This window comes from Actinomycetota bacterium, assembly GCA_030018275.1.
In the GTDB taxonomy this organism is placed as follows: domain Bacteria; phylum Actinomycetota; class Aquicultoria; order Subteraquimicrobiales; family Subteraquimicrobiaceae; genus Subteraquimicrobium.
This window is the reverse complement of the sequence record JASEGB010000010.1, coordinates 22385-46851: the sequence shown is the minus strand read 5'-3', so window position 1 is coordinate 46851 and position 24467 is coordinate 22385. Positions and strand designations below refer to the sequence as shown.

Below are 24467 nucleotides of genomic sequence, written 5' to 3'. Positions count from 1 at the left end.
TGGCTATAGTTTTAAAACCCGTGGGCTTTACCGAACCGATGCGCTCGCGGTGGCGGATGCTGAAAGATGGGGCGTCAAGGATTTTATCCGATGAATGATCAATGTTCTTTTTGGTGGAACTTCGATGGACACCGTGACCCTATCCTCGTTCACTTTGAAGTCGGTGAGCTTTACCCCTCTGTGGGAAGCGACCTCTTTGGCCGCATCCAAGGCTGCATCCCATGTATGGGAAGTTTTGTAGGAAGAAACCGCGGCATCTGCCACAACTTGAGCAAAATCCGATGCTTGCCAATAGGTCATGGCAATGGCGCCAAGATCGTTGATGATGACTACGGCGATGAGGAAGATAAACCCAATTTTGACAAAGGTGCCAAAGATATCTCTCATTTATCTTTCGATTTTTTTCTTAAGTTTAATGAACCGTCCCAACAGGGTTAAGAGTGTTCCCAGAAGCAAAAGGGTTATGAGGATGAAAATGAACGTTCTGGTAAAATAGGTGCTTTTTACGATTATGGTGGATTTTTCTATTTCTTTGTCGCCGACGTGAATCGCTGCTTCGATGGCGGATGAACCAGTGGTCTTTGCGATGACTGGGAATGTGAATAAATTTTCCTTTGGTTTTAAGCTCACCATCTTTTTATTACCGGCGGGGAAGGAGAAATCTTCTCCTCTCACGATGATGAGAACTCTTACAATATAGTCAGTATCATTATAGATGGGTATGGGGACCTTACCTGTTCGTGAGGTTAAGGTGACCACCTGTCTTTTAGGTATCTTCATCTTTGCCAACTCAGATTCAATCCTTCTTTGCAATGTCTTTGCGAAATCCAATCCATAATTTACAAGCTGCGGATTTCTTTGAATTTGCATCCAATCGCTGCTTTGAGCGATGAGGAGAAGATTAAGGAATTTTTCTTTGAGGGGATTATCCTCCAATACCATCTTGGAGAAGAGATTTAAGAACTCCCGTGACTTCTCGATCTTCCGATAATAGTTGAGCTTGATGTAACTTTCCTCACCATCTCCACCGGCCAATATGAGTGGCTGAGTTGAGGGGGGAACTAACTGTGCGGCTGTGCTCAGGGTTGTTGTCCTAATCCAGGGTGTTTGTTCCAACTTGGAATATAACATTTCCAGTAATCTCTGCGTGGGTCTCCAATATCTATCTTTTGGAGCGATGACCACGAGCTGCTGGATTTCGGGTTGTTTAAGGTAGGTTTGAGCAAGTACACCAATGAGTCTCTGGGTTGCGCACTCCTCATCTTTGAACTCTACCAAGGTTTTGGTGGCTGTACCATCAGTAAAGAAGATGGTCAATCGATTACCCGCTCTATCTTGAACGCGATAGGACTTGTGGACATCTCCCTCCACTGTGGGAATGTCCATTAAAAAGCGCTCATCAAGCACGGAATATTCAGCGCCACTACGGACCAGATAATATAGAGAATCCTCACTCAAACTCAAATCCGGAGGATAAACCGATTTAAGATTTTCTGGAGGGAGGTTAAAGGCTTCGGAGAGAATCTCCTTTCCTTTTTCAATTTGGATTAATCCATCATCGTTCCATCCTCTCTTGGCAACATCGGAAAGGGCGGGATAGGCATAGGGAGCGGGGATCAATTCGACCTGTTTATTTTTTATGACCCGCTCGTATCCCTTCAAAATTTCTTCGGCATCTCGCGCTTCTTGGGAAGTCTCTGGTATGGCTTTTATCTTGTCTTTCTTTTTGAATTTATAACCATCACTTATATTGAGAATTTGCTCGACGAGGGCGGGCGTAAAATTCAAGTTCACTTGGACATTTGGATGTTGTGCCAGGGCGGAAAGATGCTGGAAATAAATACCCGGGTTTTGCGGATTTGTACTACAGTCGACCTGGATTTGCTGATCCACGAAAATACCATTGGGCTCGTAATGGACTCTATCATGGAGGTTCCAGATTATAACAACTGGTAGAGGAGGCACCGGTTTTGGATCCACCAATACGAGGGCGGTTTCCTTCTCCGCTAGAATCGTTCCTCTTTGGGTCAAAATGGCCTTAACCGGATGAGCTCCCTCGCCGATTTTTAAATTGGAAGCTTTTTTGCTAAGCTTAAATTGAGCAATTTCACCTGGATCAAGTGGAGGAACGTAAAACCTTTGTTCGAGGACAACCCTTTTGGGTTTTGTGGGCGTTTGTTCTCTATAAAGTGTTAATGTAAGCTTCGTTCTTTTTATGGGTGAATTGGAATTGTTGAGAATCGTCGTAGTAATGCTGAAATATTCACTGGGTGAGAAATATGGTTTATCGAAGGTTAGTTGCATGGAGATTTGAGGAGGCTGACTCGAAGACTGGTTTGACGGATAAGGCAAGAAAATTAAAATTAATAGTAGAGGTAACAGGCGTAATACATTAAGTCTCAGGTTCACGGCAGCTTCTCCATTTTTAATACTTATAAATTCTATGAAAGCAGAAATGAATCCTTTAATAAAGTGTTTTTGGTCTTCAAAAGGAATTTCAAGGTGATCTGCAGAAAACTTTAAGAACGTTAGATTTACAACTCGTCTTAAAAGACTACAATGTACATTGAAAGGAAGGATGATGGTGGGAGACATGCCCAAAGAAAAATTTAAAATTCCGGAGGAGCTTCCTCTAATTGCCCTGAGAGATCTGGTCATCTTTCCAAATTTAGTGATCCCTCTCTTCGTGGGGCGAGAGAGATCCATAAACGCTTTGGAAGAGGCCATGAAAAGCGATCGTTTTATTGTACTCGCGGCTCAGAAGAAGGCAGAAATACAGGAGCCGGAAACCACAGACCTGTACGGAGTGGGCTGTGTCGCCACCATCATGCAAGAGCTCAAACTCCCCGATGGGACCGCCAAAGCCCTGGTGGAGGGGCTAACGAGGGTTAAAATAAGGGAATTTCTGCAAACGGGACCCTTCTTCAAGGTAAAAATCGAAGTTTTAAAGGAACCGGAGGAAAAAACCCTTGAAATCGAGGCCCTCATGAGGAGTTTGATTTCCCAGTTTGAGAAATGTGCCCGACTGGGGAAGCCCATACCCCAGGAAGTCCTATTGGCCGCGTTCAATATAGATGAACCTGGTAGGCTGGGAGATTTTATTGCTTTTCATTTAAACCTTAAAACCGAGGAGAAACAACAAATATTGGAAGCGATGGATGCCAGGAATCGACTGCAGAAGATTGGAGGCTTTTTAAATAGGGAGATTGAGATATTAGAGATTGGGAGCAAGATTCAATCCAGAGTGAAAGAGCAAATGGGCAAGACACAAAAGGAATACCTCCTGAGGGAGCAACTTAGAGCTATTCAGAAGGAACTTGGGGTACTCGATGAACGAACCGCGGAGATAGAAGAGTTAAAGGCAAAGATAAGAGAGGCCAAAATGCCTTCAGAGGTTGAGAAAAAGGCTCTTAAGGAAATTGACAGATTGGAGATGATGCCACCCAGCTCAGCCGAGATTTCCGTCGTCCGTACATATCTGGATTGGTTAATCAACATCCCCTGGTCCAGGGAGGATCGGGAGAAACTTGACCTTCATGAGGCGGCGAAAATCTTGGACGAGGATCACTACGGATTAGAAAAGGCTAAGGAAAGGGTCTTGGAATATTTAGCCGTCCATAAGTTATCGAGGAAGATGAAAGGTCCCATCCTGTGCTTTGTAGGTCCTCCCGGAACGGGAAAGACATCCATTGGAAGATCCATTGCTAGGTCATTAGGGAGAAAGTTCATTCGCATATCCCTTGGCGGAGTTCGAGACGAAGCTGAGATAAGAGGACATAGACGCACTTATGTAGGTGCTTTACCAGGAAGGATAATTCAAACAATCTGCCAGGCGGGAACGAAAAATCCCGTTTTCATGATGGATGAGATAGACAAGATAGGAGCCGACTTTAGAGGAGATCCCTCCGCTGCCCTACTTGAAGTTCTGGATCCCGAGCAGAATTTTGCTTTCAGCGACCACTATCTGGAGGTTTCCTTCGATTTATCCAATGTCATGTTCATAACCACGGCAAACATTTTGGATACCATCCCCCCAGCCCTTCGGGATCGAATGGAGGTAATTCACTTTCCCGGTTACACAGAGGAAGAAAAGGTCAAGATCGGCGAGCTGTTCCTCATCCCGAAACAATTGGAAGCGCATGGATTGACTAAGGAGCAATTGGAGATAAGCGAAGATGCCCTGCGTAAGATAATCAGGGAGCATACCCGTGAGGCTGGAGTGAGGAATCTGGAAAGAAAAATAGCCGCTATCTGTCGTCAGGTAGCCCGATCGGTGGTGGAAGGTAAAGAGGAGGAGGTTAAAGTCACCGCGAGGAATCTTCAAGAATTCTTAGGACCCCCTCAGTTCAGATATGGGGTGGCGGAGCAAAAGGATGAGATAGGTGTGGCCACTGCTTTAGCCTGGACAGAAGTGGGTGGAGATGTCATGTCTGTGGAAGCCACCATCATGAAGGGCAAGGGCAAGCTGATCCTAACCGGCCATTTGGGAGAGATAATGCGTGAATCGGCTCAAGCGGCTGTAAGTTACATCCGCTCCAGAGCTTCAGCTCTTAAAATAGAGGGAGATTTCTACGACAAATACGATATCCACATCCACGTCCCCGCTGGAGCAATTCCAAAGGATGGTCCATCCGCTGGAATCACCATGGCCACCGCTCTCGTTTCGGCTTTAACCAAGCAAGCGGCGAGAAAGGATGTGGGCATGACCGGTGAGATTACTTTGAGAGGCCATGTCCTTCCGGTGGGAGGCATAAAAGAGAAGATACTTGCAGCCCACAGGGCTGGGTTGAAGGAAGTCATCCTTCCAAAGGATAATGAGAAGGATTTAGAGCTGGTGCCAGAGCATGTTCTTAAAGGTTTAAAGTGTATCTTTGCTGAACATATGGACGAGGTGCTAAAAATGGCTCTTGTGACGGAGGGAATGAGGCGACCGTATGGTCGAGAGGAGGTTAAAGAGGGAGTTAGACAGTCTCCTCCTACATGCAGGGGACTTGGTTAAAGTGGGCGTGTTGAAGTTATTAAACGGGATACTTTTCTTCAATCCTGGCAGTCCCACCGATAAGATCTTCGCCCCTTGTAACTCTCTGGGCTTTCTTCACATCGATTCCACGATCAAGGGAGAAGTAATAGGAGTCTGATATTCCTCTTTTCAGGGGAGCTTCAAGTGCACGAAAAAAGGATATACACCATTGGTTCAAGCACAAGAGGCTCGGATGAATTCATAGAATTGCTTGAATATTATGGAATCCAAACTTTGGTCGATGTCAGAAGGTTTCCCACAAGTAAGTTAGAGCACTTTAAAAGGGAGAATCTCGCCCATATTTTGAGTGAAGCGGGAATTGGCTACGTCTACTTGGGTGAGGAGTTGGGAGGTTATCGCTCGGGTGGCTATGAAGCCCATACCCTTTCTCAACAATTCAGAGAAGGCATTGAGAGCTTGGAGGGCATTGCTACTAGAACTAAGACTGTGGTAATGTGTTCAGAAAGGCTGCCTTGGAAGTGCCATCGTAGATTCATAGGCAGAGAGTTACAGAGGAGTGGGTGGGAAGTGATCCACATCATCGATGAGAAACGCCAGTGGATCCCCCGCGGAGAGAGTCCGTAGTTTCTTAGTGGGTAGTCGGAAGTGTGAATCTAAATCTTTTACTACCGACTCCCGACTCCTCACTCCCCACTAATAGGGGGAAATAAGGGTGGAAGAGTTGAGAATTCCAACGACGATGATGACCCAGCACCCTGATGCTGCGTCCAAGTATATCTCCGTCCAGGAGGAACCCGAGGAAGCGATTTTTTCTCTTACTCCCCTTCCTGAGGGTCTGGGATTAGAGGAAGCCATGGTGGACTTCGAGGGGAAACTAACACCATATATGCAAACTTCCCAGGTTGTCCTGGGCTTACTGGGTAAAGGAATCGTTCCCGGAAGGGATGTATTTATCACCCCACGAATTCCCAGTGGCATTGAAGAAAGTGTATTCAGACAACTCATGGCTTTGATGTCCATCGTGGAAGCCAACTATCACGCCTGGAAACGCTCTCGAGTCTATGCTGTAAGGGAAGTTATCTCGCCCATGTGCACGGGGGTTCAGGAACTTCTTAGCGTGAGGGAAAGGATCATCGATGTCATCGAATTGGCACACAAGGAGTTCGGGTTGAGCAGAGATCCCAATCTCGTCCAATTGATACCCCTTGTGGAAACCGTCCCTCAAATACTCGATATTTACTTCATGCTTAAGGGCTACATCGAGGGATGTCAGAGAATGGGACTCACCGTGAGTCGGCTGAGATTCATGCTTGGACGCTCGGACCTTGCTTTATCCTATGGAATGGTGCCCGCAATCCTTTCCAATAAGATCGCCATTGCTGAGGGCTATAGGCTCGCACGGGAAACGGGGATCAACATCTGTCCCATCTTGGGGGGAGGGACCCTTCCCTTTAGAGGACATTTCACTCTGGAAAATGTGAATAGTACCTTAAAGGAGTATGGTGGAATTCGGACGCTTACCGTCCAATCGGGTATGAGATACGATCATGGTTATGAGAAGACACGAAAACTCGTTAAAATCCTGCAGAGGAAACTCCCTTTCCTCCCTCCTCTGGTCTTTGACGAGTCTTTTAAGGCCAAACTCATGAACATCATGGGCATATTCACCAAGCACTATCTGCATTCCTTCTATGAGATGGCTGAACCCGCATGTTGTATTTCCGATTATATCCCGCAGCATCGGGACCGTCTTACCAGGAAAGGGGAGGTGGGTTACGCGCGCGACCTTCCACGCCCCAGAGAACTGGCGAGATTCGTAAGCGATAAAGAACTTGTTTCCGAATTAGAGAGCCTCGAGTTGACAAGGGAGATCGAATTACCTCGGGTCATTTCCTATACTGCGGCTCTGTATAGCATCGGGCTCCCTCCAGAGATAATAGGCACGGGTCGAGGCTTACACGAGGTACTAACCAGATATGGTGAGAATGCCCTCAAGGCTCTCCTTAAAACCTGCATTGGACTAAAAAAGGATTTGTCCTTCGCGTGTAGATTCGTCCATTTCAAGAATGCCGGGGAGTTCCTTCCTTCTTCGGTAATTTCCCAGGTTGAGGAGGATCTAAAGTTCATCGAGGATCACTTGGGCATTAAAGTTGGTATTCGAAACAAGGAAGATAGATTCTATGCAACGATCTTGGAGACCATGAAGCCCATGCTCAAGCAAGTAATCGGTGTTGATGGAGAACACCTGGTGAGCGATGAAGGCTTAGAATATAACCTGGTGAGAGAATGGGTTATCAAACTTGGCACAATCAGGAAAAGTTTGGGCTAATTTATCTAGGAGATGATTTGAATGAGAGAAAAAGTTAAAGAGGCATTAGCCAAGATCAGACCCTCGTTGCAGGCGGATGGGGGGGATGTAGAATTATGTGAAGTTACCGAAAATGGTGTGGTGAAGGTGAAACTCACTGGGGCTTGCTGTGGTTGTCCCATGGCTGAGATGACTTTAAAGATGGGAATCGAAAGAACCTTAAAACAACTGGTTCCAGAGGTAAAAAAGGTGGAAACAGTATAAGGAATGCGAAAGAAATAGGGGGGAATATGAAGCTATGAGCTGGCGCTGGCAAAACTACTGAGTATTCTAATTTGTTTTTATGCCTTTTTAACGCGGTGAATCCCGGGAAATTCAAAACTCTCTATGCCTAGAAGAGCGTAGATAGGGCAATAACCGATGATACCTGTGAGCAAGAAACCAAGTCCGACTACAAGTAGTACGATGTTCCAAAACAAAACGAGTTCTGTGTAGTTTGTTGCGAAATATGCCAGCAAAACGATTCCCAAGATCACTCTGATCACCCTATCAATAATACCCACGTTCCGCTTCATTCTTCATCCCCTCCTCTTGGGAGACTCAGCTCATAGCTCCAATATTAATTATAGCACTTTCTACCTCTTCTTTCATTCTTAAAATCCATTTTTAGCTGCATAAATGTCTTTTCTCTTGACTTTCACGTTATCTTTGCTTTGATATATGAGGAAAAAGAAATGGACGTCTTCGAGGCCATCAAATCCAGAAGAAGCATAAGGAAATTCAGGAAAAAACCTATTCCGGAGCAAATTTTGGGGCAAATTTTGGATGCCGCAAGGTGGGCTCCCTCCGAGTCTAATGCACAACCTTGGGAGTTTATCGTGGTTAAGAATAGAAAGATCAGAGAGGAAATTGCATGTATAGCCGCTGAGGCCTGTGAACGCGCTCTTTTGGACAAAAAAGCTGTGGAGAGGTCGAAGAAAATCTGTAGTCGTGAAGATTTCAAGCGCATGGTCGAAGGGATGGGAATTCCCAAAATCGTTTCCCTTCTTTTGGAATCCTCTGGAATCGTGGATATAGTGGAGCATCTTAGCTCGACAAAGTTTGGGAGAGAGTTGGCGAAAAGAATGATCAAAGGAGCTTTTATCCAAGCCCCCGTGCATATAGCGGTGTTGATGGATAAAAGTAAACGCGGATTATGTAAACCCTGGACCAGTCTTGCTAGTGTGGCTTGTGCGGTGCAAAATATGATGCTTGCAGCAACGGCTTTGGGCATTGGCAGCCATTGGTATGGCTCTCCATGCGATCACGCGGATCACAGAATGAGGCTGGGAAAGCTTCTGGGTATCCCAAAAAACTATTTAAGTTTGGGAATCCTTGTTTTGGGACACCCAGATATTATCCCCAAATCCCCTTCCAGAAAAAGCCTCTCTGAAATCGTCCACAAAGAGGAATTTTAGCTCAGTTCTACGACGATGCAGGAGAGAGTACGGTTAACTCCTTCCACTTTTTGAATTCTTGCTACAACCAATTCCCCCAAGGCGTTGAAATCCGCTGCTTCAACGAAGGCAATGGCATCATAGGGACCGGTGACGGCATGAGTGGATTTCACACCTGCAATTCTCGATACTTCTCTAACCACATTTCCAGCCTTACCGGCTTCGGCATTTATGAGGACATAAGCATTGACCATTTAATTCACCTCCCCTCCAGAAGTATTCTATCATTTTTGAAGGGAAGGTTTCAGGAAAAGTTTCATAATTTTTGGAAGTTCCAACTCACGAACTTATTTAAATCTGGAAAATGAGGGTGAGTGTTGATATCCTTAATAACGGATTTCCTAAACGTTCCCTATTTCAAACCATAAGAAAATTTAAAATGCAAAGATCAAAAATCAAAATTACAGTTCAAAATCCAAAAATTTTAGAACTTTAATTTTGAATTAAAGAGGCTGGTTTTGGATTTATGATCCACGTGTGGAGTTAAGTGCCATGATAAAGGTTGGCTGCTGCGGTTTTCCCGTTAAAAAACAAAGGTATTTCGAGCACTTTGATGTGATAGAAATCCAAAGAACCTTCTATAATTTACCAAAAATTGAGACCGTTTTAAAATGGCGGGGTGAAGCTCCAAATGGTTTTGAATTCACCCTGAAAGCTTGGCAGTTAATAACACATCCTTCGAAGAGCCCTACCTATAAAAAAGCCGGCCTACAAGTATCCGAAGAGTGCGGGGGAAAATATGGCTTTTTTAGACCCACGGGGGAAGTTTTTGAAGCTTGGAGAAGGACAAAGGAGATAGGAAGAGCCCTGAGTGCAAGAATCATCCTCTTCCAGTGCCCCGCGAGCTTCAAACCCACGACCGAAAATATTAAGAACCTTAAGAATTTCTTCAAAACTATCGACCGCCATGATTTCCTTATGGTTTGGGAACCCCGAGGGGAATGGGATGACCGGGATATCATCGCCCTTTGCCGCGAATTGAATTTGATCCACTGCGTGGATCCCTTTGAAGGAGAGTCACTCCATGGAGAAATAAAATACTTCCGACTCCATGGAGGTCCCGGTTACAGACATAAGTATTCTAAAGAAGAGCTTCTGTGGCTAAAGGAAAAATGCAGTAGGCACAAGGTGACCTACTGTATGTTCAACAATATCGTCATGTTCGACGACGCTTTAAGGTTTAAGGAAATATTGACTGTTTAACCCCTTTTCCTTAAAAGGATACCCCCCGCTGAGATTAAAACCAAAAGGAAAAGCAGGAATGAAATTGCCCACCATCGGATATATCTTGATTTTGCCCGTATTTCTTTTCCCTTGAAGGGATTTATATCCCAGATAGCAGTTTCGCCTTCAATTTCATTGGTATTTGCTTTAATAATTTTCCCGGGCATGTTCAGCTTATACACGATCGAATATGCCCCGATCATTTCCAGTTGTTCAAGTTCAGTTGCCTCTAAGGGTGGAATTTTTTCTTGGAAATCGTAGAGGGCCAGGAATATTGAATCTTTTTTGGTCAATTTCACGTTGGTTGAAATGTCCCTGACCGCGCTGAGCTTTTTATTTATCCTGTTCAGTTCATCGATGTCTTTAAAATCGAAACTGACCTCATAGTGAACTTTACCCTTTTTTGTGTAGATTCTTAATTTCCCTTCCTTTGGTAGATTTTTCTTTAATTCCTCTTTTAAACTGGTTTTTCCAGACTTTTTTGCCGCAGACTCCAGCATTCGTGCGAAACTACTCTCCAAGGCGATATCCTGAATTCGTCTTCCTGAACCATCTGGATTAATCTTCGTTTCGAAGGTAAACGTAATACAACCGGAGAGGATGAGACAGAGGACTGAAACTGCGATTAAGGTAGCTTCCTTCTTTACCCCAGAGAATCCTTTTATCTTCACCGCATTGCCTCCCATCGTTTACTCTCTTTTTCTCCTTTTTCCCTTTATTTCCTCCTTGGATAATAAATGTCAGGATTTGAGTTTTAAGGTGTATAATTATGTAGAGGAATCTCTCCTTGCTTGGAGAATTCAGTATTTGCCTTTGAAAGAGGAGGAGAAATATCTTGAAGGACGAGTACCTTCGCCGCCTTTCGGCCGTCGATGAATTGCTACAATTGTCGCCAATTCAAGATCTGATGAAAAACTATCCCCGCTCAGTAGTTGTAGAAGCTATCCGCGCGGTATTACAGGAACTTAGGCAGACAATACTCTCAAGTAAGGATCCCGTGGAGCTCGAGAATTTGCAGCTTAAGCCGGAGGATTTAGTTCCTTTAATCACCAAATTGGTGAAAGAGGTCATGCATCCTCATTTGAGGAAGGTGATCAACGCTACGGGAGTGGTTATCCATACAAATCTCGGCAGGTCCATTCTTGCTCCTGAAGCTGTGGATGCTCTCGTCAACGTGGCGAAGAACTACTCCAATCTGGAGTTCAATCTGAAAAAGGGCGAGCGAGGCTCCCGCTATGAGCATGTAGAGGACATTTTAAGTACGCTCACCAGAGCGGAGGCGGGTATGGTAGTTAACAATAATGCGGGTGCCGTACTTTTAGCCCTAAATACATTGGCCTGTGGCAAAGAGGTTATCGTCTCCCGAGGAGAGTTGGTTGAAATAGGCGGAGCCTTTAGGATACCCGATGTTATGCGTCAAAGTGGAGCCACCTTGATTGAAGTGGGAACGACGAATAAGACTTATATCCATGATTATGAAAGAGCCATAACTCCGGAAACAGCCCTTCTGCTCAAGGTGCACACCAGCAATTTCAGGGTGGTTGGATTCGTCGCTGAAGTTAGTCTCGAAGAATTGGTAGCCCTGGGCAAAGGCCATAATATCCCAGTGATGGAGGACTTGGGAAGCGGCGTTTTTGTAGAACTCTCACAATATGGACTCTCCCATGAGCCTACAGTTCAAGAGTGCATTAAGGCGGGAGCCGATGTGGTAACTTTCAGCGGTGACAAGCTCCTTGGAGCACCCCAAGCCGGAATAATCCTGGGGAAGAAAGAGTTCATCTCCAAAATGAAGAGGAATCCACTGACTAGAGCTCTCAGGGTGGATAAACTCACCCTGGCTGGTTTGGAGTCCACTTTGAAGATTTATCTTGATCCAGCAGAAGCGGCGGAAAAGATTCCAACCTTGGCCATGATCCTCGCTTCGCCCTCTGAACTTGAGCGAAGGGCTCGGAAATTGGCCGAAAAATTGAGGCAAAGGGTTGGTACAGCCTTCAATATCGAAGTTCAGGGGGAGATATCCATGGTCGGTGGAGGAGCACTTCCCCTGGAGGAGCTCCCCACATGGGTGGTGGCAATAACCTCTAAGAAATTTCCCACAGCTGATTTAGAGGATAAACTTCGGCGATTGGAACCTCCCATCGTGGCTCGTGTAAAGGAAGATAAAGTCCTTCTTGATATGCGCACCATTCGACCTCAGGAAATCGGGGAGATAGTGGATGCCTTTGCTTCCATTTCTATCAGTCAGGAGTCTGCTAGTCGATAGATGTACAGATGTAATGTTCACGCACATTGTAAAACTTATATTGTTTGGGGCATCCCTCCGAGTGCTAGCTGCTGCGAGCCTACTCGCTGCGGCTCTCCCAGGGCGAACACCCTCCATAAGTTCGGGTCGGGCTGTTGCCGCCGCTGTTCGAGCTTTGCTCGCTTAACGGTTCTCTTAAGATGCACTCTCCAGGATAACCCCAAATTACTATTGGAATTCTGCGAGAGTAACCAATGTCTGCGATTATACAGGTAGTTGATAGAAATAAAATCTTTACACTCCCGACTACCCACTGACAAACTTTCAACTAAAAGGGTGGGCTTCTTGAAGCACATAATAATCGGAACTGCAGGACATATAGATCACGGGAAAACGACATTGGTTAAAGCCCTTACCGGTGTGGATACCGACCGGTTAAAGGAGGAGAAAAAACGGGGGATCTCCATAGACCTGGGTTTTGCCGAATTTAAATTACCCAGCGGTCAAGTGGCAGGGGTCGTTGACGTCCCAGGTCATGAGCGCTTTGTGAAGAATATGCTCGCCGGTGCCACGGGTATGGATTTAGTACTCCTCGTGGTAGCCGCAGATGATGGGGTAATGCCTCAAACCGAAGAGCACCTGGCAATCGCCAATCTTTTGGGCGTGAAGAAAGCCATAGTGGCCTTAGCGAAAGTGGATTTGGTGGAAGAAGAATGGCTGGAAATCGTGGAGGAGGATATCAAATCCCTGCTTAAAGGGACCACGTTTGAAGATGCCCCTATCATTCGTGTATCCCCTGTAACTGGATTTGGTTTAGAAAAATTGCTGCATGAAATGGGTAAGATTGCAAGCGAGGTTGCCCCAAAGGATACAGACTCTCCCTATCGACTTCCCATAGATAGGGCCTTCAGCCTAAAGGGTGTTGGTACCGTGGTCACGGGAACTTTATGGTCCGGCGAAATCTCCCTCGATGAACAGGTTGTAATTCTCCCTAAGGGCCTATCTTCAAGGGTAAGAAGCATCCAGGTTCACAGTCACAACGTGGAAAAAGCCTATGCTGGGCAACGTGTAGCTCTGAATCTCGTGGGTGTGGAAGTGGGTGAACTTAAGCGCGGGGATGTCATCCTTCCACCGGATTATCTTTCTCTCTCACGCAGATTTGATGCCAAACTCTATCTCTTGCCCGTGTGGTCAAAACCCCTTAAAAACGGGACTCGGGTTAGGATTCATCACGGAACGCAGGAGGTCATGGGAAGGATTATGTTGTTGGGTAAGGATGAGCTTCTCCCCGGGGAAGTTGGCTACGCTCAATTACGTCTTGAAGGACCCATAGTTCCCAAAAGAGGTGATAGATTCATCATTCGGAGCTATTCTCCTATCCATACAATCGGAGGGGGACAGATTTTAGATAGCCACCCGCAAAAGCATAAACGTTTTCACACTGAGCTTTTGGAGCAAATGAAGCTTCTAGAAGAGGGTAAATCCATGGAACTCGTGAGACTAGCTTTGAGAGAGGCAAAAATCCCTCTTTCTGCAAGTGAGGTAGCAAATCGCTTTGAGCTCCTTGGGAGTGAGGTGGGACCAGACTTAAGCTCGTTGGTTCAAAAAGGTGAAATTGAGATTCTTCCCAGCGAAGGAGAAGATATCTATATTCCTTCTTCCGAGTATCAAAGGTCGAAGGAAAGGATATTAAATTATTTGGAAGAGTATCTCCGGGAAAACCCCTTTAGTTTTGGGGTCAAGAAGGAGATGGTAAGAGCTCAAATCCTCGCACATCTTCCTTTAAAGATGGTGAATGTGCTCTTTAACAAGCTTATCTCCAGCGGATCCATAGTTCAAGAAGGGGATATTCTAAGACATCCCAAAAAAGGTTTTGAGCTTACAGCTGAGCAAAAGAAGCTGTACAATAGAGTATATCACTTCCTATCAAAGCAGAAGTTTGCCCCTCCTGGATTAAAGGAATTGAGCGAAAGCACCTGTGTCGGGATGGAGGAATTAAAGGCTTTATTGGAGAGACTATCCTCCGAAGGCAAGGTTGTAAAGGTGAGATACGATATGTATTTTTCAAGGGAGGCAGTCGAGGAGGCCAAGGAGAGAATCATCGTCTTTTTAAGGGAGAAAGAGAATATAACCCCTGCTGAGTTCAAGGCGCTCTTGGGGACCACACGTAAATATGCCTTACCACTTCTGGAATATTTTGATACACTAAAGATTACGAGGAGAATTGGAGATTATCGAGTCCTCCAATGAGTTGGGAGTCTGTTAGTTGGTAGTTTGGAGTGGAAAGAAAATTTATCTTTAACTACCGACTCCTCACTACCGACTACATGGGGGTGGATCGGTCCTGGTGGGCCGCCTGGTCTTCAAAACCACGGTGGGGCGGAAAACCGTCCCGGGTGGGTTCGATTCCCACACACTCCCGCCAAAATTCTCTTAAGACTAAATAGCGTGCCAAATGGGTAAAATTATAATGTCATAATTTATAATGTTATAATGTGGTGCCGGCTCCTTCATCTGGTGCCCCTCCGGTGAAGGAGCCGGCATCTTTAGTCTAGCAACTGTTGATTAAAAACTCAACAATTTCTAACCTCCTTTTTGCAGGAATTTACGGATTTTTGTCGAATAAATACCATTAAAATATACCGACCTGCTCATAAAAAATGAGGGGTCGGATTTTTTGTTTTCTAGAAGTGGAGATGAAGAGGGAACCTGCCCCCTCCGACAAGTCCCACCGATTGGGCGGACGGGCCAGAGAAAGGGGGATATAAAGAAGGATGAAGATCGCACAAATCGCACCACCTTGGTATCCTATCCCACCAGCGGGATACGGTGGAATTGAGCTCGTGGTGAGCTTGCTTACGGAGGGGCTTGTCCAGCGGGGGCACGATGTAACTCTGTTTGCCTCCGGTGATTCATCAACGGAAGCCGAATTGGTCTCGGTATTTGAATTTGCTCCCACCAGGGAAATCGGTCAAGTTTACCCCGATCTTCTTCACGTTCTCAATGCTTACGAGAGGGCAAGTGAATTCGACATCATCCACGATCATAGTGGGATGATTGGTCCAGCTCTCGGCTCTTTTTGCTCTACGCCAGTCCTGCATACCTTGCATGGACCGGCAACGGAAAGAGCCAAATACTTATATAGTAGGCTTAAAGACAAGATTTACTTTAATGCCATATCCGAATATCAGCGCAAGTGTTTTGGGAACTTAAACTTCGTTGCCACCATCTATAATGCCATCGATATTCACGCTTATCCCTTTTCTCCACGGAAGGACAATTATTTGCTATTTCTTGGAAGGATGAGCCCAGAGAAGGGAGCCCATCTTGCAGTCGAGGTTGCAAACCGCCTCAAAAAGAAATTGGTCTTGGTGACGAAGTGCCTCGAGGAGCGTGAAAAGCGATACTATAAGACCCAGGTTGAACCCCTGCTCTCAAAAAATGTTGAAATTTTAGGCCAGGTTGATTTGAAGACCAAAGCTGAACTTTATATGAATGCGGAATGTACATTATTTCCTATCCAATGGCCGGAACCCTTCGGTCTGGTGATGGTCGAGTCGATGGCCACCGGAACTCCCGTAGTTGCTTTAAGGAACGGTTCCACACCTGAAGTTATCGTCCACAAAAAGACCGGTTTTATAGTTGATTCCATGGAAGAAATGGTAAAAGCTGTTGCCAAGGTCGAAGAGATCGATCCCAAGATGTGCCGCAAACATGTGGAGGAAAGATTCTCGGCGGAAAGGATGGTTGGCGATTACGAAAAGACGTATCAAAGGATACTGGGTTTTACGATGATGCAAGATACGGACACCTATTATTTCCAACACCTCTGTTAAAAATCTTACAAAATGAAACCTAGACCACCCATTTCATATGGGTGGTCTCATTTATTTATAAAATATTAGCTCACTCTTCTTCTATAACCGCTCACCTCGATATTTTACCGCTTGTGGATAATTCTTGGCTCATCGGGAAATTACCCTTTAAGATTTCTTCGAAACAGAAGGTATATTGATGGAACTATCCTCAATAAGTTTTACTACCTGGATTTATAACACCCATTAATTTAAAGTTGTTTTCTTCGATACCACTTTAGTGAATCAAAAATGTGTTTTGTGAGTTTTTTCACGAAATTGCAACGGTGGCGGTAATTTAAGTTTCTCTATAGGAAGGGGCTACCCTTTTGCTAGGTAAAATTCTAAAATCTACTTAAAAGGCATTGTATATTTTAAAAAAAAGGGGTTTTTTCTCATGAAGACCGATCTTGAAATTGCTCAAGAAGCGAAATTGAAACCCATCTCCGAGATAGCGGAGCAAATTGGGCTCTTGGCGGATGAAATCGAATTCTATGGTAAGTATAAAGCCAAAATTTCCCTTGATGTTTTGGAAAGGTTTAAGGACAGACCGGATGGTAAATTCATCACCGTGACGGCGATCACCCCTACGCCCTTGGGGGAGGGAAAGACCACCACAAACATTGGGCTTACCATGGCTTTGGCCAGAATAGGGAAGAATGTAATAAATACCCTTCGCGAACCATCCATGGGCCCCGTTTTTGGCATCAAGGGTGGTGCATGTGGAGGCGGTTACGCTCAGGTTGTCCCCATGGAGGATATAAATCTGCACTTCACTGGGGATATTCATGCCGTGGGGGCTGCTCACAACCTACTGGCAGCCATGCTGGATACCCACATCTTGAAGGGAAACAAACTCGGTATAGACCTCTTCTCTATCACTTGGCCCAGGGTTGTGGATATCAGCGATAGGGCTTTGAGACACGTCATAATCGGACTCGGGGGTCGTGAGAATGGTATTCCAAGGGAAACGGGCTTTGATATCACCGTGGCTTCGGAGGTTATGGCCATTCTGGCTCTGGCAACCGATTTTAAGGATCTTAGGAATAGATTGGGTAGCATAGTTGTGGGGAGTACCTACGATGGTCGAGCTGTAACCGCGGAGGATTTGAGGGCTGCGGGAGCCATGGCCGCGCTACTTAGGGATGCTCTAAAACCAAATCTTATCCAAACCCTTGAGAACACCCCCTGCATCATGCATGCTGGTCCCTTCGCCAACGTGGCTCACGGCAACAACTCCGTCGTCGCCGACCACATCGCGCTCAAATTGGCCGATTATGTGGTCACTGAAAGCGGCTTTGGTGCTGACTGTGGAGCGGAAAAAATGTTCAACATAAAGTGTCGTTACGGCAATTTGAGACTCGATTGCGTGGTTCTCACCGCCACCGTAAGGGGCTTGAAGATGCATGGGGGTGGCTTCAAAGCCATTCCCGGTAGATCAATCGATAGGGAACTCATGGAGAAGGAGAATGTCGAAGCCGTGGAAAAGGGTTGCGAAAATCTGGAAAAGCAGATTGAAAACATGTTATTGTTTGGCGTTCCGGTCGTCGTTGCCATCAATAGGTTTCCCTCGGATACCGAGGCAGAGATCGAGGTGATAAAGGAAAAAGCGATACAAGCGGGAGCCAAATATGCCATCCCCATAGAGGTTTGGGCCAAAGGTGGAGAAGGAGCCATCGAATTAGCCCAAGCCGTGGTCGAAGTTTGCAAGGAACCAAATAGTTTCCACTTTCTTTACCCCTTGGATATTCCCATTAAGGAAAAGATCGAGATCATCTGCACCAAGATTTACGGAGCGGATGGTGTGGACTATGCTCCCTTAGCTGAGAGAAAGATAGAGCTATACACGAAACAGGGATTCGATAAATTACCCATAAATATGGCCAAGACCCATCTCTCCCTTTCGCACGATCCCAATTTGAAGGGGAGACCAAGGGGATTTAAGGTTCCCATTCGGGACATCCGAGCCTCCGCTGGTGCTGGATTCCTCTACCCCATTTGTGGTGAAATGAGGACAATGCCGGGACTTCCCTCGGTGCCCGCAGCCGTGCACGTCGATATCGATGAGCACGGGAGAATTGTTGGACTGTTCTAAGGCGGTTGTTAGTATGTAAGTAGTCTAAGGCGGTTGTTAGTATGTAAGTAGTTGGTTGTAATGTTCACGAACATTGATAACACTTATATTGTTTGGGGCATCCCTCCGAGTGCTAGCTGCTGCGAGCCTACTCGCTGCTTAGCTTCGGTTGGCTCGTTGGCTAGTTTGCCAGTTTGCTAGAATCAATTAGCAAACCAACCAACTAACAAACCAGCAAACTAGGGTGAACGGTGGACCATGTGAGAGAGTTGGAAGGTAGTTTGGCTAACAACGAACAACGAGATGCGAGATCATGAAGGAGTATAACGTAATATTTTATCCCAGCAATCGAAGGATTCGAGTGAAAGACGGAGAGAATCTCCTGCGAGCGGCGATAGCTGCTGAGGTGCATATCAATGCCTTCTGCGGCGGCGATGGCACCTGCGGTAAATGTCGGGTGATCGTAGAGAAGGGAATAGTGGACACAAAGCCGACGACAATGCTATCAACTGAGGAGATAAAGGAGGGTTATGTACTCGCCTGTTCTTCTGCGATCAAGAGTGATCTCGAAGTAAGAGTCCCCATCGAATCCAGGTTGGCAGATAGGCAGATTTTGGAGAGGGAAAGAAGGGTTCCCACCTATGGGCATATTTTGTCCACCCCCGAATGGGAGGCGCGCCTTGTAAGCGTAAAACTCGATCCAGCTGCAAGGAAGGTTCATTTGAGATTAAAACCACCTTCTTTGGATGATAGCTTAAGTGACCTGTCTCGGATCGAAAGGGAGCTTAGTGTGAAGCATCACATAAAGAACATCATCACTCATATTTCCGTTGCTCGGAAACTACCCGATATCCTCAGGCAAAGCAATTGGGATATCACGGTGACCCTTTTGAATACGGGCTCCGAGATCATACTCATGCAGGTGGAACCGGGCGACACGACCTCCCAGCATTATGGTGTAGCCATAGATGTGGGTACCACGAGCATCGTGGCACGTCTCATGGATCTTAACAAGGGCCATACCGTGGCTGAAAGTTCAGACTATAATGCTCAAATAACTTACGGAGAGGATGTAATAGCCCGGATCATCTTTGCAACGAAGGAAGGTGGGCTGGCAAAATTGCAATCTCTCGTGGTCTCCACAATTAATGGATTGATCGAGAGACTGATAAAAAAGGCGAAGATAAAATCGGAGCACATTGCCATCCTAACAGCAACGGGAAATACAACGATGACCCATCTCCTCCTGGGGCTTAACCCCAAATACATAAGAGAAGAGCCATACATCCCAGCTGCTACTTCTTTCCCCTGGGTGAAGTGTGAAGAATTGGGGATAGATGTCATTCCCCAAGCCTATCTCCACTGTTCTCCCTGTGTAGCGAGTTATGTAGGTGGCGACATAACGGCTGGAATTCTTGCTTCAAATTTCTTAGAGGAGGATATACTCACATTGTATATGGATGTGGGGACCAATGGAGAAATGGTCTTGGGTTGCTCCGATTGGTTGCTCTCTTGCTCATGTTCAGCTGGTCCCGCCTTTGAAGGCGGCGGCATTAAACACGGCATGCGAGCTACAAGAGGAGCTATAGAGCAAATTCGCATTGATCCAGTGACTCTTGAACCCATGATAATAACGATCGGTCTCACGAAACCATTAGGGATCTGCGGTTCTGGTCTCATCGATGCTGTGGCTGAACTATTCCTGGCCGGGGTGATCAACCAGAAGGGAAAGATAAATTTGGAACTTGAGACCCCTCGTGTTCGAAAGGGAGCATACGGAGCTGAATACGTCTTGGCCTGGGCTAACGAAACGGCCACGGGTAAAGACATCGTGATCACCGAGGCCGATATCGATAATTTGATGCGGGCTAAAGCGGCTGTCTTTGCAGGGATAACGGTGTTGGTGGAGAGTTTAGATCTCAAGCTCTCGGGTATAGAAAATATCATCATCGCTGGAGCCTTTGGAAACTATTTGGAGATCGATAAAGCCATAACCATCGGTCTCTTACCGGAACTTCCCATGGAGAAGTTCATTTTCATAGGGAATGGATCCTTGCTCGGTGCTTGTTTCGCTTGTCTATCGCGGGAAATGCAGGAGAAAGCCAAAAAAATCGCCGAGAAAATGTCCTACCTTGATTTAAGTACCAGTTCCAAGTTCATGGAGAGATACGTTTCGGCACTCTTTCTTCCTCACACCAATGTGGACCTTTTCCCCTCCATGAAGGGAAGGATAAAAGCCCTTACGAGGAAAGCGATATAGCCGTGGTGAGTTTGTTGAGTCGCGTGATAGCTGTAGCTGGCAAAGGTGGCACCGGAAAAACTACTCTTGCTGCGTTGATCATCAGATATTTATGCCGAACGGAAGAGATACCCATTTTGGCAGTGGATGCCGATGCCAACACAAACCTGCACGAAGCTTTAGGGATGGAACTTAAGTCCACCGTGGGTAGTATTCGGGAAGAGGTATTGGAGAGCATCCGTGAACTACCACCTGGAATATCGAAGGATACATACATCGAATTCAAGATCCAGGAGGCTTTAGTGGAGTCCGAGAAGTTCGATTTACTGAGTATGGGAAGACCCGAGGGTCCGGGATGTTATTGCTATGCCAATACAATCTTAAGGAGATGCCTGGATGCTTTATCAGAAAACTACCAATATGTGGTGATAGATAATGAAGCTGGAATGGAGCATTTAAGTAGACGTACAACAAGGGATGTGGATTTCCTTTTGGTCGTTTCCGATCCCACCTTAAGAGGCGTCGAAACGGCGGTAAAGATAAGAGATCTGGCAAGTGAACTAAAATTGAAGATTAAAAAGATTTTCCTGATAATCAACCGGATAGAAGGGAAACCTCATCCTTCGGTATTAAGCGAGTTGAAAAAAGGGGAGCTTAAACTGGCAGGAATTGTACCAAATGATGAGCTCATTCCCCGTTACGATATAGAACATCGATCCCTGCTGGATCTCCCGGAGACCTCAAAAGCCGTGCAAGCCGTGGACGGAATTATGGAGGAGCTTTTGGCTATCCAGACGAGCCGTAGGAAAATCACTTAGGGAGGTACAAAGATGACGGCGAAAATCATCAACGGGAAAGAGGTAGCCTCCAGCATTTACCGTGAGTTATCAGAAGAGATAAAAATCCTTAAAGAGGGGGGTATCATCCCCGGATTAGCGGTTATTTTGGTTGGCGAGGATCCTACATCCCTGGTTTATGTTCGCCAGAAAGAGAGAGCTTGTGAGAAACTAGGTATCTTATCGAAAAAATATTCTTTATCTAAAGATGTTTCCGAGGAAGAACTTTTAAAACTCATCGATGATTTAAATAATGATCCTTCGATCCATGGCATCCTCGTTCAGTTACCATTACCCGACCACATCGATACCCAAAAGGTTTTAAATGCCGTTGATCCTAAGAAGGATGTTGATGGTTTTCACCCCTTTAATGTGGGCAATTTGACCATAGGTGAAATCCGCTATCCACCATGTACACCCCATGGGGTATTGGAGCTGTTGATGAGGACGGGTGTGGAAATCAGAGGCAAAAATGCTGTTGTGGTTGGAAGAAGTAACATCGTTGGGAAGCCCATGGCTTTAATGCTCTTACATAATGATGCTACGGTCACCATCTGCCATTCCAAGACAAGGGATCTGGCCTCTCACACGAGGAGAGCCGATATTTTGGTGGTTGCCGTGGGACATCCAAAACTGGTTACGGCGGATATGGTCAAGGAGGGCGTGGTTGTAATCGACGTAGGCATCAATAGAGTGGATGATAAATTGGTGGGCGATGTTGACTACGAAGCGGTGAAGGAAAAGGCTGCTGCCATAACGCCAGTGCCTGGAGGAGTTGGCCCAATGACCATAGGTATGCTTCTGAAGAATACCGTGGAGGCAGCCAAGATCCAATCCGCGAGAAAGTAACTCGAATCACTCGAATCACTTCATCACTTGAATCACTGATAATGAGGGGGGTTTAAATGGCTTTTGTACCGCCCTTTGAGAAATATATGGGCAAGATCAGAGAGGTAACCATCGGAAGTGGGAACTCTCAAATAACCGTTGGCGGAGAAAATACCCTTCCCTTCTATTTATTCGAAGGGGAGATGTCTCACAAGCCCGTTATAGCCATGGAGGTTTATGATGTGGTTCCCGAAGGATGGTCTGAAGTCGCCCTGGAACCCTTCAAGGATGTAATCAATGATCCACCGGCATGGGCTAAGAAGTGTCAGGACCAGTATCAAGCTGATTTAATCTGTCTCCAGCTCTTGGGAACGGATCCCACGGGAAAGAATCGCAGTCCCGATGAAGCTGCTGAAACCGTCAAATCCGTTTTAGAAGCGATTTCCATTCCTCTAATCGTTTACGGTTCAGGAAATGTTGAAAAGGATATGGAGGTCTTGAAGAAAGTAGCTCAGGTTGCTCATGGGGGAAGAATAGTTCTCGGTCCAGCTCAGGAGGATAATTATAAATCCATAACTGCTGCTGCATTGGGTTTTGACCATGTTGTGTCCGGACAAACACCCATAGATGTGAACATGGCAAAACAACTCAACATTTTAATAACAAATTTGGGAATCGATGCCCAGAGGGTGATCATGGATCCCTCGACCGGGGCTCTGGGCTATGGTTTGGAATATACCTACTCGGTAATGGAGAGGGATAAATTGGCGGCCTTGCAGCAGAACGATGCAATGATGCAGATGCCCCTGGTCTGTAATTTGGGCAGGGAAGCTTGGAGAGCTAAAGAGGCTAGAGCCACCGAGGAAGATGAACCTTCCTGGGGGGATGTCAAAAAACGCGGTATTTTATGGGAAGCTCTTACCGCGATAAGCTTGGGCTTAGCTGGCGCAAATATTTTGATCATGCGCCACCCCGAAGCCGTAAAATTGGTGAGAAGGGTAATCGATCTCCTGATCGAAGGCGAATGAGCTTAAATTCCACGAGGAAGGTTGGGTTTCATGGGAGAAATTTGTGCTTGCTTAGAGTTAGAAAAGACTCGAGAGATAGTGAAAAAATATGAGGGCAAACAAGGAGTACTCGTCCATATTTTGCAGGACGTTCAACTTGAGTTTGGTTATCTTCCGGAAAATGCGATGAATGTCATCGCGAAAGAGCTCGATATCTCCCTCGCTCACGCCTATGGGGTGGCCTCGTTTTATACCCGTTTCTATTTCACGCCTCGGGGTGAGAATATCATCAGGGTATGTATGGGTACAGCTTGCCATGTTCGGGGTTCGCATGCGATTCTTGAGGAATTTGAGACCAATTTAGGTTTAAAAGATGGAGAGACCAGCGATGATTTAAAATTCACTTTGGAGACCGTCAGTTGTGTTGGTTGTTGTGCCCTAGCTCCCGTTGTAGTCATCAACGATGTGGTCTCTAAAGAGAGGAATCCAAAGAGGATAGTTGCAAAGTTGAGAGGGGAAGAGGAGCAAGGTGACTAGATTAAAAAGCGTAGAGGATTTACAAGCCCTCAGAGAGGTACTCATCTGCAGAAGAGAAGCAAAGAAGCATAGAGTGAAAGTGTGTGCCGGGACAGGTTGTCGTGCATGGGTTCAGGTGGTTTAGTGGTGATGGACGAATCCGATTGCATGGTGGAAATAGCTAGATTTTTCCTTTCTTTTACTCAGAGGGAATCCTGTGGCAAATGTCCGCCATGTCGCATTGGAACCTATGAGATGCTGGAGATTCTCACCAGAATTGTGGAAGGAAAGGGCACCGTTGAAGGAAAAAGAGTGGTTAAAGCATGATACCAGCGGTGGAGGAGCATTGTGCGGTCCTTGAAGCATTGGAATATTTTCGTGACTTTGCCCAAAAAGAGATGTGTGGCAGATGCCTTCCATGCATGCCTGGGACGGATCGGGTAATTTGGATATTGGACAAGATTACGAGGTGAGGGCATAAGCCAAGACATGGAATTCCTTCGGTTAATCTCTTCAAGGGTTAATGAGACGGCTCGATGCAAAAGGGGGAGAGAAGCGGCCAACTTCTATCAGATTCACTCTCTTCGAGGGAGCGAGAATACCGGGAGCATATAGAGGAGAAGCATTGCCCCAAGAAATCCTGCAAGGATCTCATCTCCTACAAAGTGGTTGCCGAAAGATGTACGATGTGCGGCTCATGCAAGAGCATCTGTCCCGAAGAAGCCATCCTTGGAGACGAATATGTAGCATATTTGGCTGACAACAAACCCTATATCATAATGGAGAAAAAGTGCACGAAGTGTGGTCTATGTTTGTCAACTTGTGAAGCCGATGCTATTATCTTGGTCTAACAAGGGGGAAG

Annotated in this window: 23 protein-coding genes, 1 tRNA gene and 1 pseudogene; 20 read left to right on the top strand and 5 right to left on the bottom strand. The window is 46.0% G+C overall.

What is annotated here, in order from left to right:
• Positions 1 to 27: 27 nt before the first annotated feature.
• Entirely contained in the window at positions 28 to 387 is a 360-nt protein-coding gene (locus QMD66_05460; protein MDI6822286.1) for a hypothetical protein, read from the bottom strand.
• Positions 388 to 2409, bottom strand: a complete 2022-nt coding sequence (locus tag QMD66_05455; GenBank protein MDI6822285.1) for a DUF6049 family protein — start codon at positions 2407 to 2409, stop codon at positions 388 to 390.
• A 184-nt stretch (positions 2410 to 2593) separates the two neighbouring features.
• On the opposite strand from QMD66_05455, the gene lon reads away from it, so the two are divergent.
• From lon to QMD66_05430, 5 genes are all read left to right on the top strand, one after another.
• The gene (gene lon / locus QMD66_05450) at positions 2594 to 4999 is read left to right on the top strand and encodes an endopeptidase La (GenBank protein MDI6822284.1); all 2406 of its coding nucleotides are present in this window, start codon (positions 2594 to 2596) and stop codon (positions 4997 to 4999) included.
• Between the two features lie 10 nt (positions 5000 to 5009).
• Positions 5010 to 5138, top strand: a complete 129-nt coding sequence (locus QMD66_05445; GenBank protein ID MDI6822283.1) for a hypothetical protein — start codon at positions 5010 to 5012, stop codon at positions 5136 to 5138.
• 26 nt (positions 5139 to 5164) lie between these two features.
• Positions 5165 to 5605, top strand: a complete 441-nt coding sequence (locus QMD66_05440) for a DUF488 domain-containing protein (GenBank protein ID MDI6822282.1) — start codon at positions 5165 to 5167, stop codon at positions 5603 to 5605.
• An 88-nt stretch (positions 5606 to 5693) separates the two neighbouring features.
• Positions 5694 to 7310, top strand: coding sequence for a phosphoenolpyruvate carboxylase (gene ppcA, locus QMD66_05435; GenBank protein ID MDI6822281.1), 1617 nt, complete (start codon positions 5694 to 5696; stop codon positions 7308 to 7310).
• 21 nt (positions 7311 to 7331) lie between these two features.
• Positions 7332 to 7553 carry a NifU family protein gene (locus QMD66_05430; protein ID MDI6822280.1) on the top strand — a complete coding sequence of 74 codons (222 nt, stop codon included), beginning with the start codon at positions 7332 to 7334 and terminating at the stop codon, positions 7551 to 7553.
• A gap of 77 nt (positions 7554 to 7630) precedes the next feature.
• Here QMD66_05430 and QMD66_05425 read toward each other — a convergent pair whose 3' ends face one another.
• Entirely contained in the window at positions 7631 to 7864 is a 234-nt protein-coding gene (locus QMD66_05425; protein ID MDI6822279.1) for a DUF2892 domain-containing protein, read from the bottom strand.
• 159 nt (positions 7865 to 8023) lie between these two features.
• Here QMD66_05425 and QMD66_05420 point away from each other — a divergent pair, with 159 nt between their 5' ends.
• Positions 8024 to 8746, top strand: coding sequence for a nitroreductase family protein (locus tag QMD66_05420; GenBank protein ID MDI6822278.1), 723 nt, complete (start codon positions 8024 to 8026; stop codon positions 8744 to 8746).
• Here QMD66_05420 and QMD66_05415 read toward each other — a convergent pair.
• Positions 8743 to 8979 carry an Lrp/AsnC ligand binding domain-containing protein gene (locus tag QMD66_05415; GenBank protein ID MDI6822277.1) on the bottom strand — a complete coding sequence of 79 codons (237 nt, stop codon included), beginning with the start codon at positions 8977 to 8979 and terminating at the stop codon, positions 8743 to 8745. The two genes, QMD66_05420 and QMD66_05415, sit on opposite strands and share 4 nt — an antisense overlap.
• Before the next feature lie 298 nt (positions 8980 to 9277).
• Here QMD66_05415 and QMD66_05410 point away from each other — a divergent pair, with 298 nt between their 5' ends.
• The gene (locus QMD66_05410) at positions 9278 to 9988 is read left to right on the top strand and encodes a DUF72 domain-containing protein (GenBank protein ID MDI6822276.1); all 711 of its coding nucleotides are present in this window, start codon (positions 9278 to 9280) and stop codon (positions 9986 to 9988) included.
• On the opposite strand, the gene QMD66_05405 is transcribed toward QMD66_05410, so the two are convergent.
• Positions 9985 to 10680: a hypothetical protein gene (locus tag QMD66_05405; GenBank protein ID MDI6822275.1), complete on the bottom strand. Its 696-nt coding sequence runs from the start codon at positions 10678 to 10680 to the stop codon at positions 9985 to 9987. The two genes, QMD66_05410 and QMD66_05405, sit on opposite strands and share 4 nt — an antisense overlap.
• Before the next feature lie 161 nt (positions 10681 to 10841).
• On the opposite strand from QMD66_05405, the gene selA reads away from it, so the two are divergent.
• The 13 genes and pseudogenes from selA (at position 10842) to QMD66_05340 (ending at position 24456) form a co-directional block, all read left to right on the top strand.
• Positions 10842 to 12272, top strand: coding sequence for an L-seryl-tRNA(Sec) selenium transferase (selA, locus tag QMD66_05400; GenBank protein MDI6822274.1), 1431 nt, complete (start codon positions 10842 to 10844; stop codon positions 12270 to 12272).
• A gap of 324 nt (positions 12273 to 12596) precedes the next feature.
• Positions 12597 to 14501, top strand: a complete 1905-nt coding sequence (gene selB / locus QMD66_05395; GenBank protein MDI6822273.1) for a selenocysteine-specific translation elongation factor — start codon at positions 12597 to 12599, stop codon at positions 14499 to 14501.
• A gap of 79 nt (positions 14502 to 14580) precedes the next feature.
• Positions 14581 to 14676 (top strand) — tRNA-Sec (locus tag QMD66_05390).
• A 349-nt stretch (positions 14677 to 15025) separates the two neighbouring features.
• Positions 15026 to 16087: a glycosyltransferase family 4 protein gene (locus tag QMD66_05385; protein MDI6822272.1), complete on the top strand. Its 1062-nt coding sequence runs from the start codon at positions 15026 to 15028 to the stop codon at positions 16085 to 16087.
• 415 nt (positions 16088 to 16502) lie between these two features.
• Positions 16503 to 18200, top strand: coding sequence for a formate--tetrahydrofolate ligase (locus QMD66_05380; protein MDI6822271.1), 1698 nt, complete (start codon positions 16503 to 16505; stop codon positions 18198 to 18200).
• A 292-nt stretch (positions 18201 to 18492) separates the two neighbouring features.
• A complete protein-coding gene (locus QMD66_05375; protein ID MDI6822270.1) occupies positions 18493 to 20439 on the top strand; it encodes an ASKHA domain-containing protein in 1947 nt (648 codons plus the stop codon).
• A gap of 5 nt (positions 20440 to 20444) precedes the next feature.
• On the top strand, positions 20445 to 21236 hold the full coding sequence (locus QMD66_05370) for an AAA family ATPase (protein ID MDI6822269.1): 792 nt from the start codon (positions 20445 to 20447) through the stop codon (positions 21234 to 21236).
• A gap of 12 nt (positions 21237 to 21248) precedes the next feature.
• A complete protein-coding gene (folD, locus tag QMD66_05365) occupies positions 21249 to 22103 on the top strand; it encodes a bifunctional methylenetetrahydrofolate dehydrogenase/methenyltetrahydrofolate cyclohydrolase FolD (protein MDI6822268.1) in 855 nt (284 codons plus the stop codon).
• A 56-nt stretch (positions 22104 to 22159) separates the two neighbouring features.
• Positions 22160 to 23110 (top strand): CO dehydrogenase/acetyl-CoA synthase subunit delta, encoded by a 951-nt coding sequence (cdhD, locus tag QMD66_05360; GenBank protein MDI6822267.1) that lies wholly within the window; start codon positions 22160 to 22162, stop codon positions 23108 to 23110.
• A 30-nt stretch (positions 23111 to 23140) separates the two neighbouring features.
• Entirely contained in the window at positions 23141 to 23626 is a 486-nt protein-coding gene (locus tag QMD66_05355) for an NAD(P)H-dependent oxidoreductase subunit E (GenBank protein MDI6822266.1), read from the top strand.
• Positions 23619 to 23750, top strand: a complete 132-nt coding sequence (locus QMD66_05350; GenBank protein ID MDI6822265.1) for a hypothetical protein — start codon at positions 23619 to 23621, stop codon at positions 23748 to 23750. The genes QMD66_05355 and QMD66_05350 overlap by 8 nt, the downstream gene beginning before the upstream one ends.
• Positions 23726 to 23905, top strand: a pseudogene (locus QMD66_05345) (NADH-ubiquinone oxidoreductase-F iron-sulfur binding region domain-containing protein). The gene QMD66_05350 and the pseudogene QMD66_05345 overlap by 25 nt, the downstream one beginning before the upstream one ends.
• 236 nt (positions 23906 to 24141) lie before the next feature.
• Complete coding sequence (locus QMD66_05340) at positions 24142 to 24456, top strand: 4Fe-4S binding protein (protein MDI6822264.1); 315 nt, start codon at positions 24142 to 24144, stop codon at positions 24454 to 24456.
• Positions 24457 to 24467: the final 11 nt, after the last annotated feature.

Excerpts from the sequence above, each read along its gene's own strand:
- QMD66_05340 (MDI6822264.1), top strand. The coding sequence starts at position 24,142 with ATGCAAAAGGGGGAGAGAAGCGGCCAACTTCTATCAGATTCACTCTCT.
- QMD66_05460 (MDI6822286.1), bottom strand. The coding sequence starts at position 387 with ATGAGAGATATCTTTGGCACCTTTGTCAAAATTGGGTTTATCTTCCTC.
- QMD66_05425 (MDI6822279.1), bottom strand. The coding sequence starts at position 7,864 with ATGAAGCGGAACGTGGGTATTATTGATAGGGTGATCAGAGTGATCTTG.
- cdhD (MDI6822267.1), top strand. The coding sequence starts at position 22,160 with ATGGCTTTTGTACCGCCCTTTGAGAAATATATGGGCAAGATCAGAGAG.
- QMD66_05420 (MDI6822278.1), top strand. The coding sequence starts at position 8,024 with ATGGACGTCTTCGAGGCCATCAAATCCAGAAGAAGCATAAGGAAATTC.
- folD (MDI6822268.1), top strand. The coding sequence starts at position 21,249 with ATGACGGCGAAAATCATCAACGGGAAAGAGGTAGCCTCCAGCATTTAC.
- QMD66_05380 (MDI6822271.1), top strand. The coding sequence starts at position 16,503 with ATGAAGACCGATCTTGAAATTGCTCAAGAAGCGAAATTGAAACCCATC.
- QMD66_05355 (MDI6822266.1), top strand. The coding sequence starts at position 23,141 with ATGGGAGAAATTTGTGCTTGCTTAGAGTTAGAAAAGACTCGAGAGATA.
- QMD66_05410 (MDI6822276.1), top strand. The coding sequence starts at position 9,278 with ATGATAAAGGTTGGCTGCTGCGGTTTTCCCGTTAAAAAACAAAGGTAT.
- QMD66_05430 (MDI6822280.1), top strand. The coding sequence starts at position 7,332 with ATGAGAGAAAAAGTTAAAGAGGCATTAGCCAAGATCAGACCCTCGTTG.
- lon (MDI6822284.1), top strand. The coding sequence starts at position 2,594 with ATGCCCAAAGAAAAATTTAAAATTCCGGAGGAGCTTCCTCTAATTGCC.
- QMD66_05415 (MDI6822277.1), bottom strand. The coding sequence starts at position 8,979 with ATGGTCAATGCTTATGTCCTCATAAATGCCGAAGCCGGTAAGGCTGGA.
- QMD66_05375 (MDI6822270.1), top strand. The coding sequence starts at position 18,493 with ATGAAGGAGTATAACGTAATATTTTATCCCAGCAATCGAAGGATTCGA.
- QMD66_05385 (MDI6822272.1), top strand. The coding sequence starts at position 15,026 with ATGAAGATCGCACAAATCGCACCACCTTGGTATCCTATCCCACCAGCG.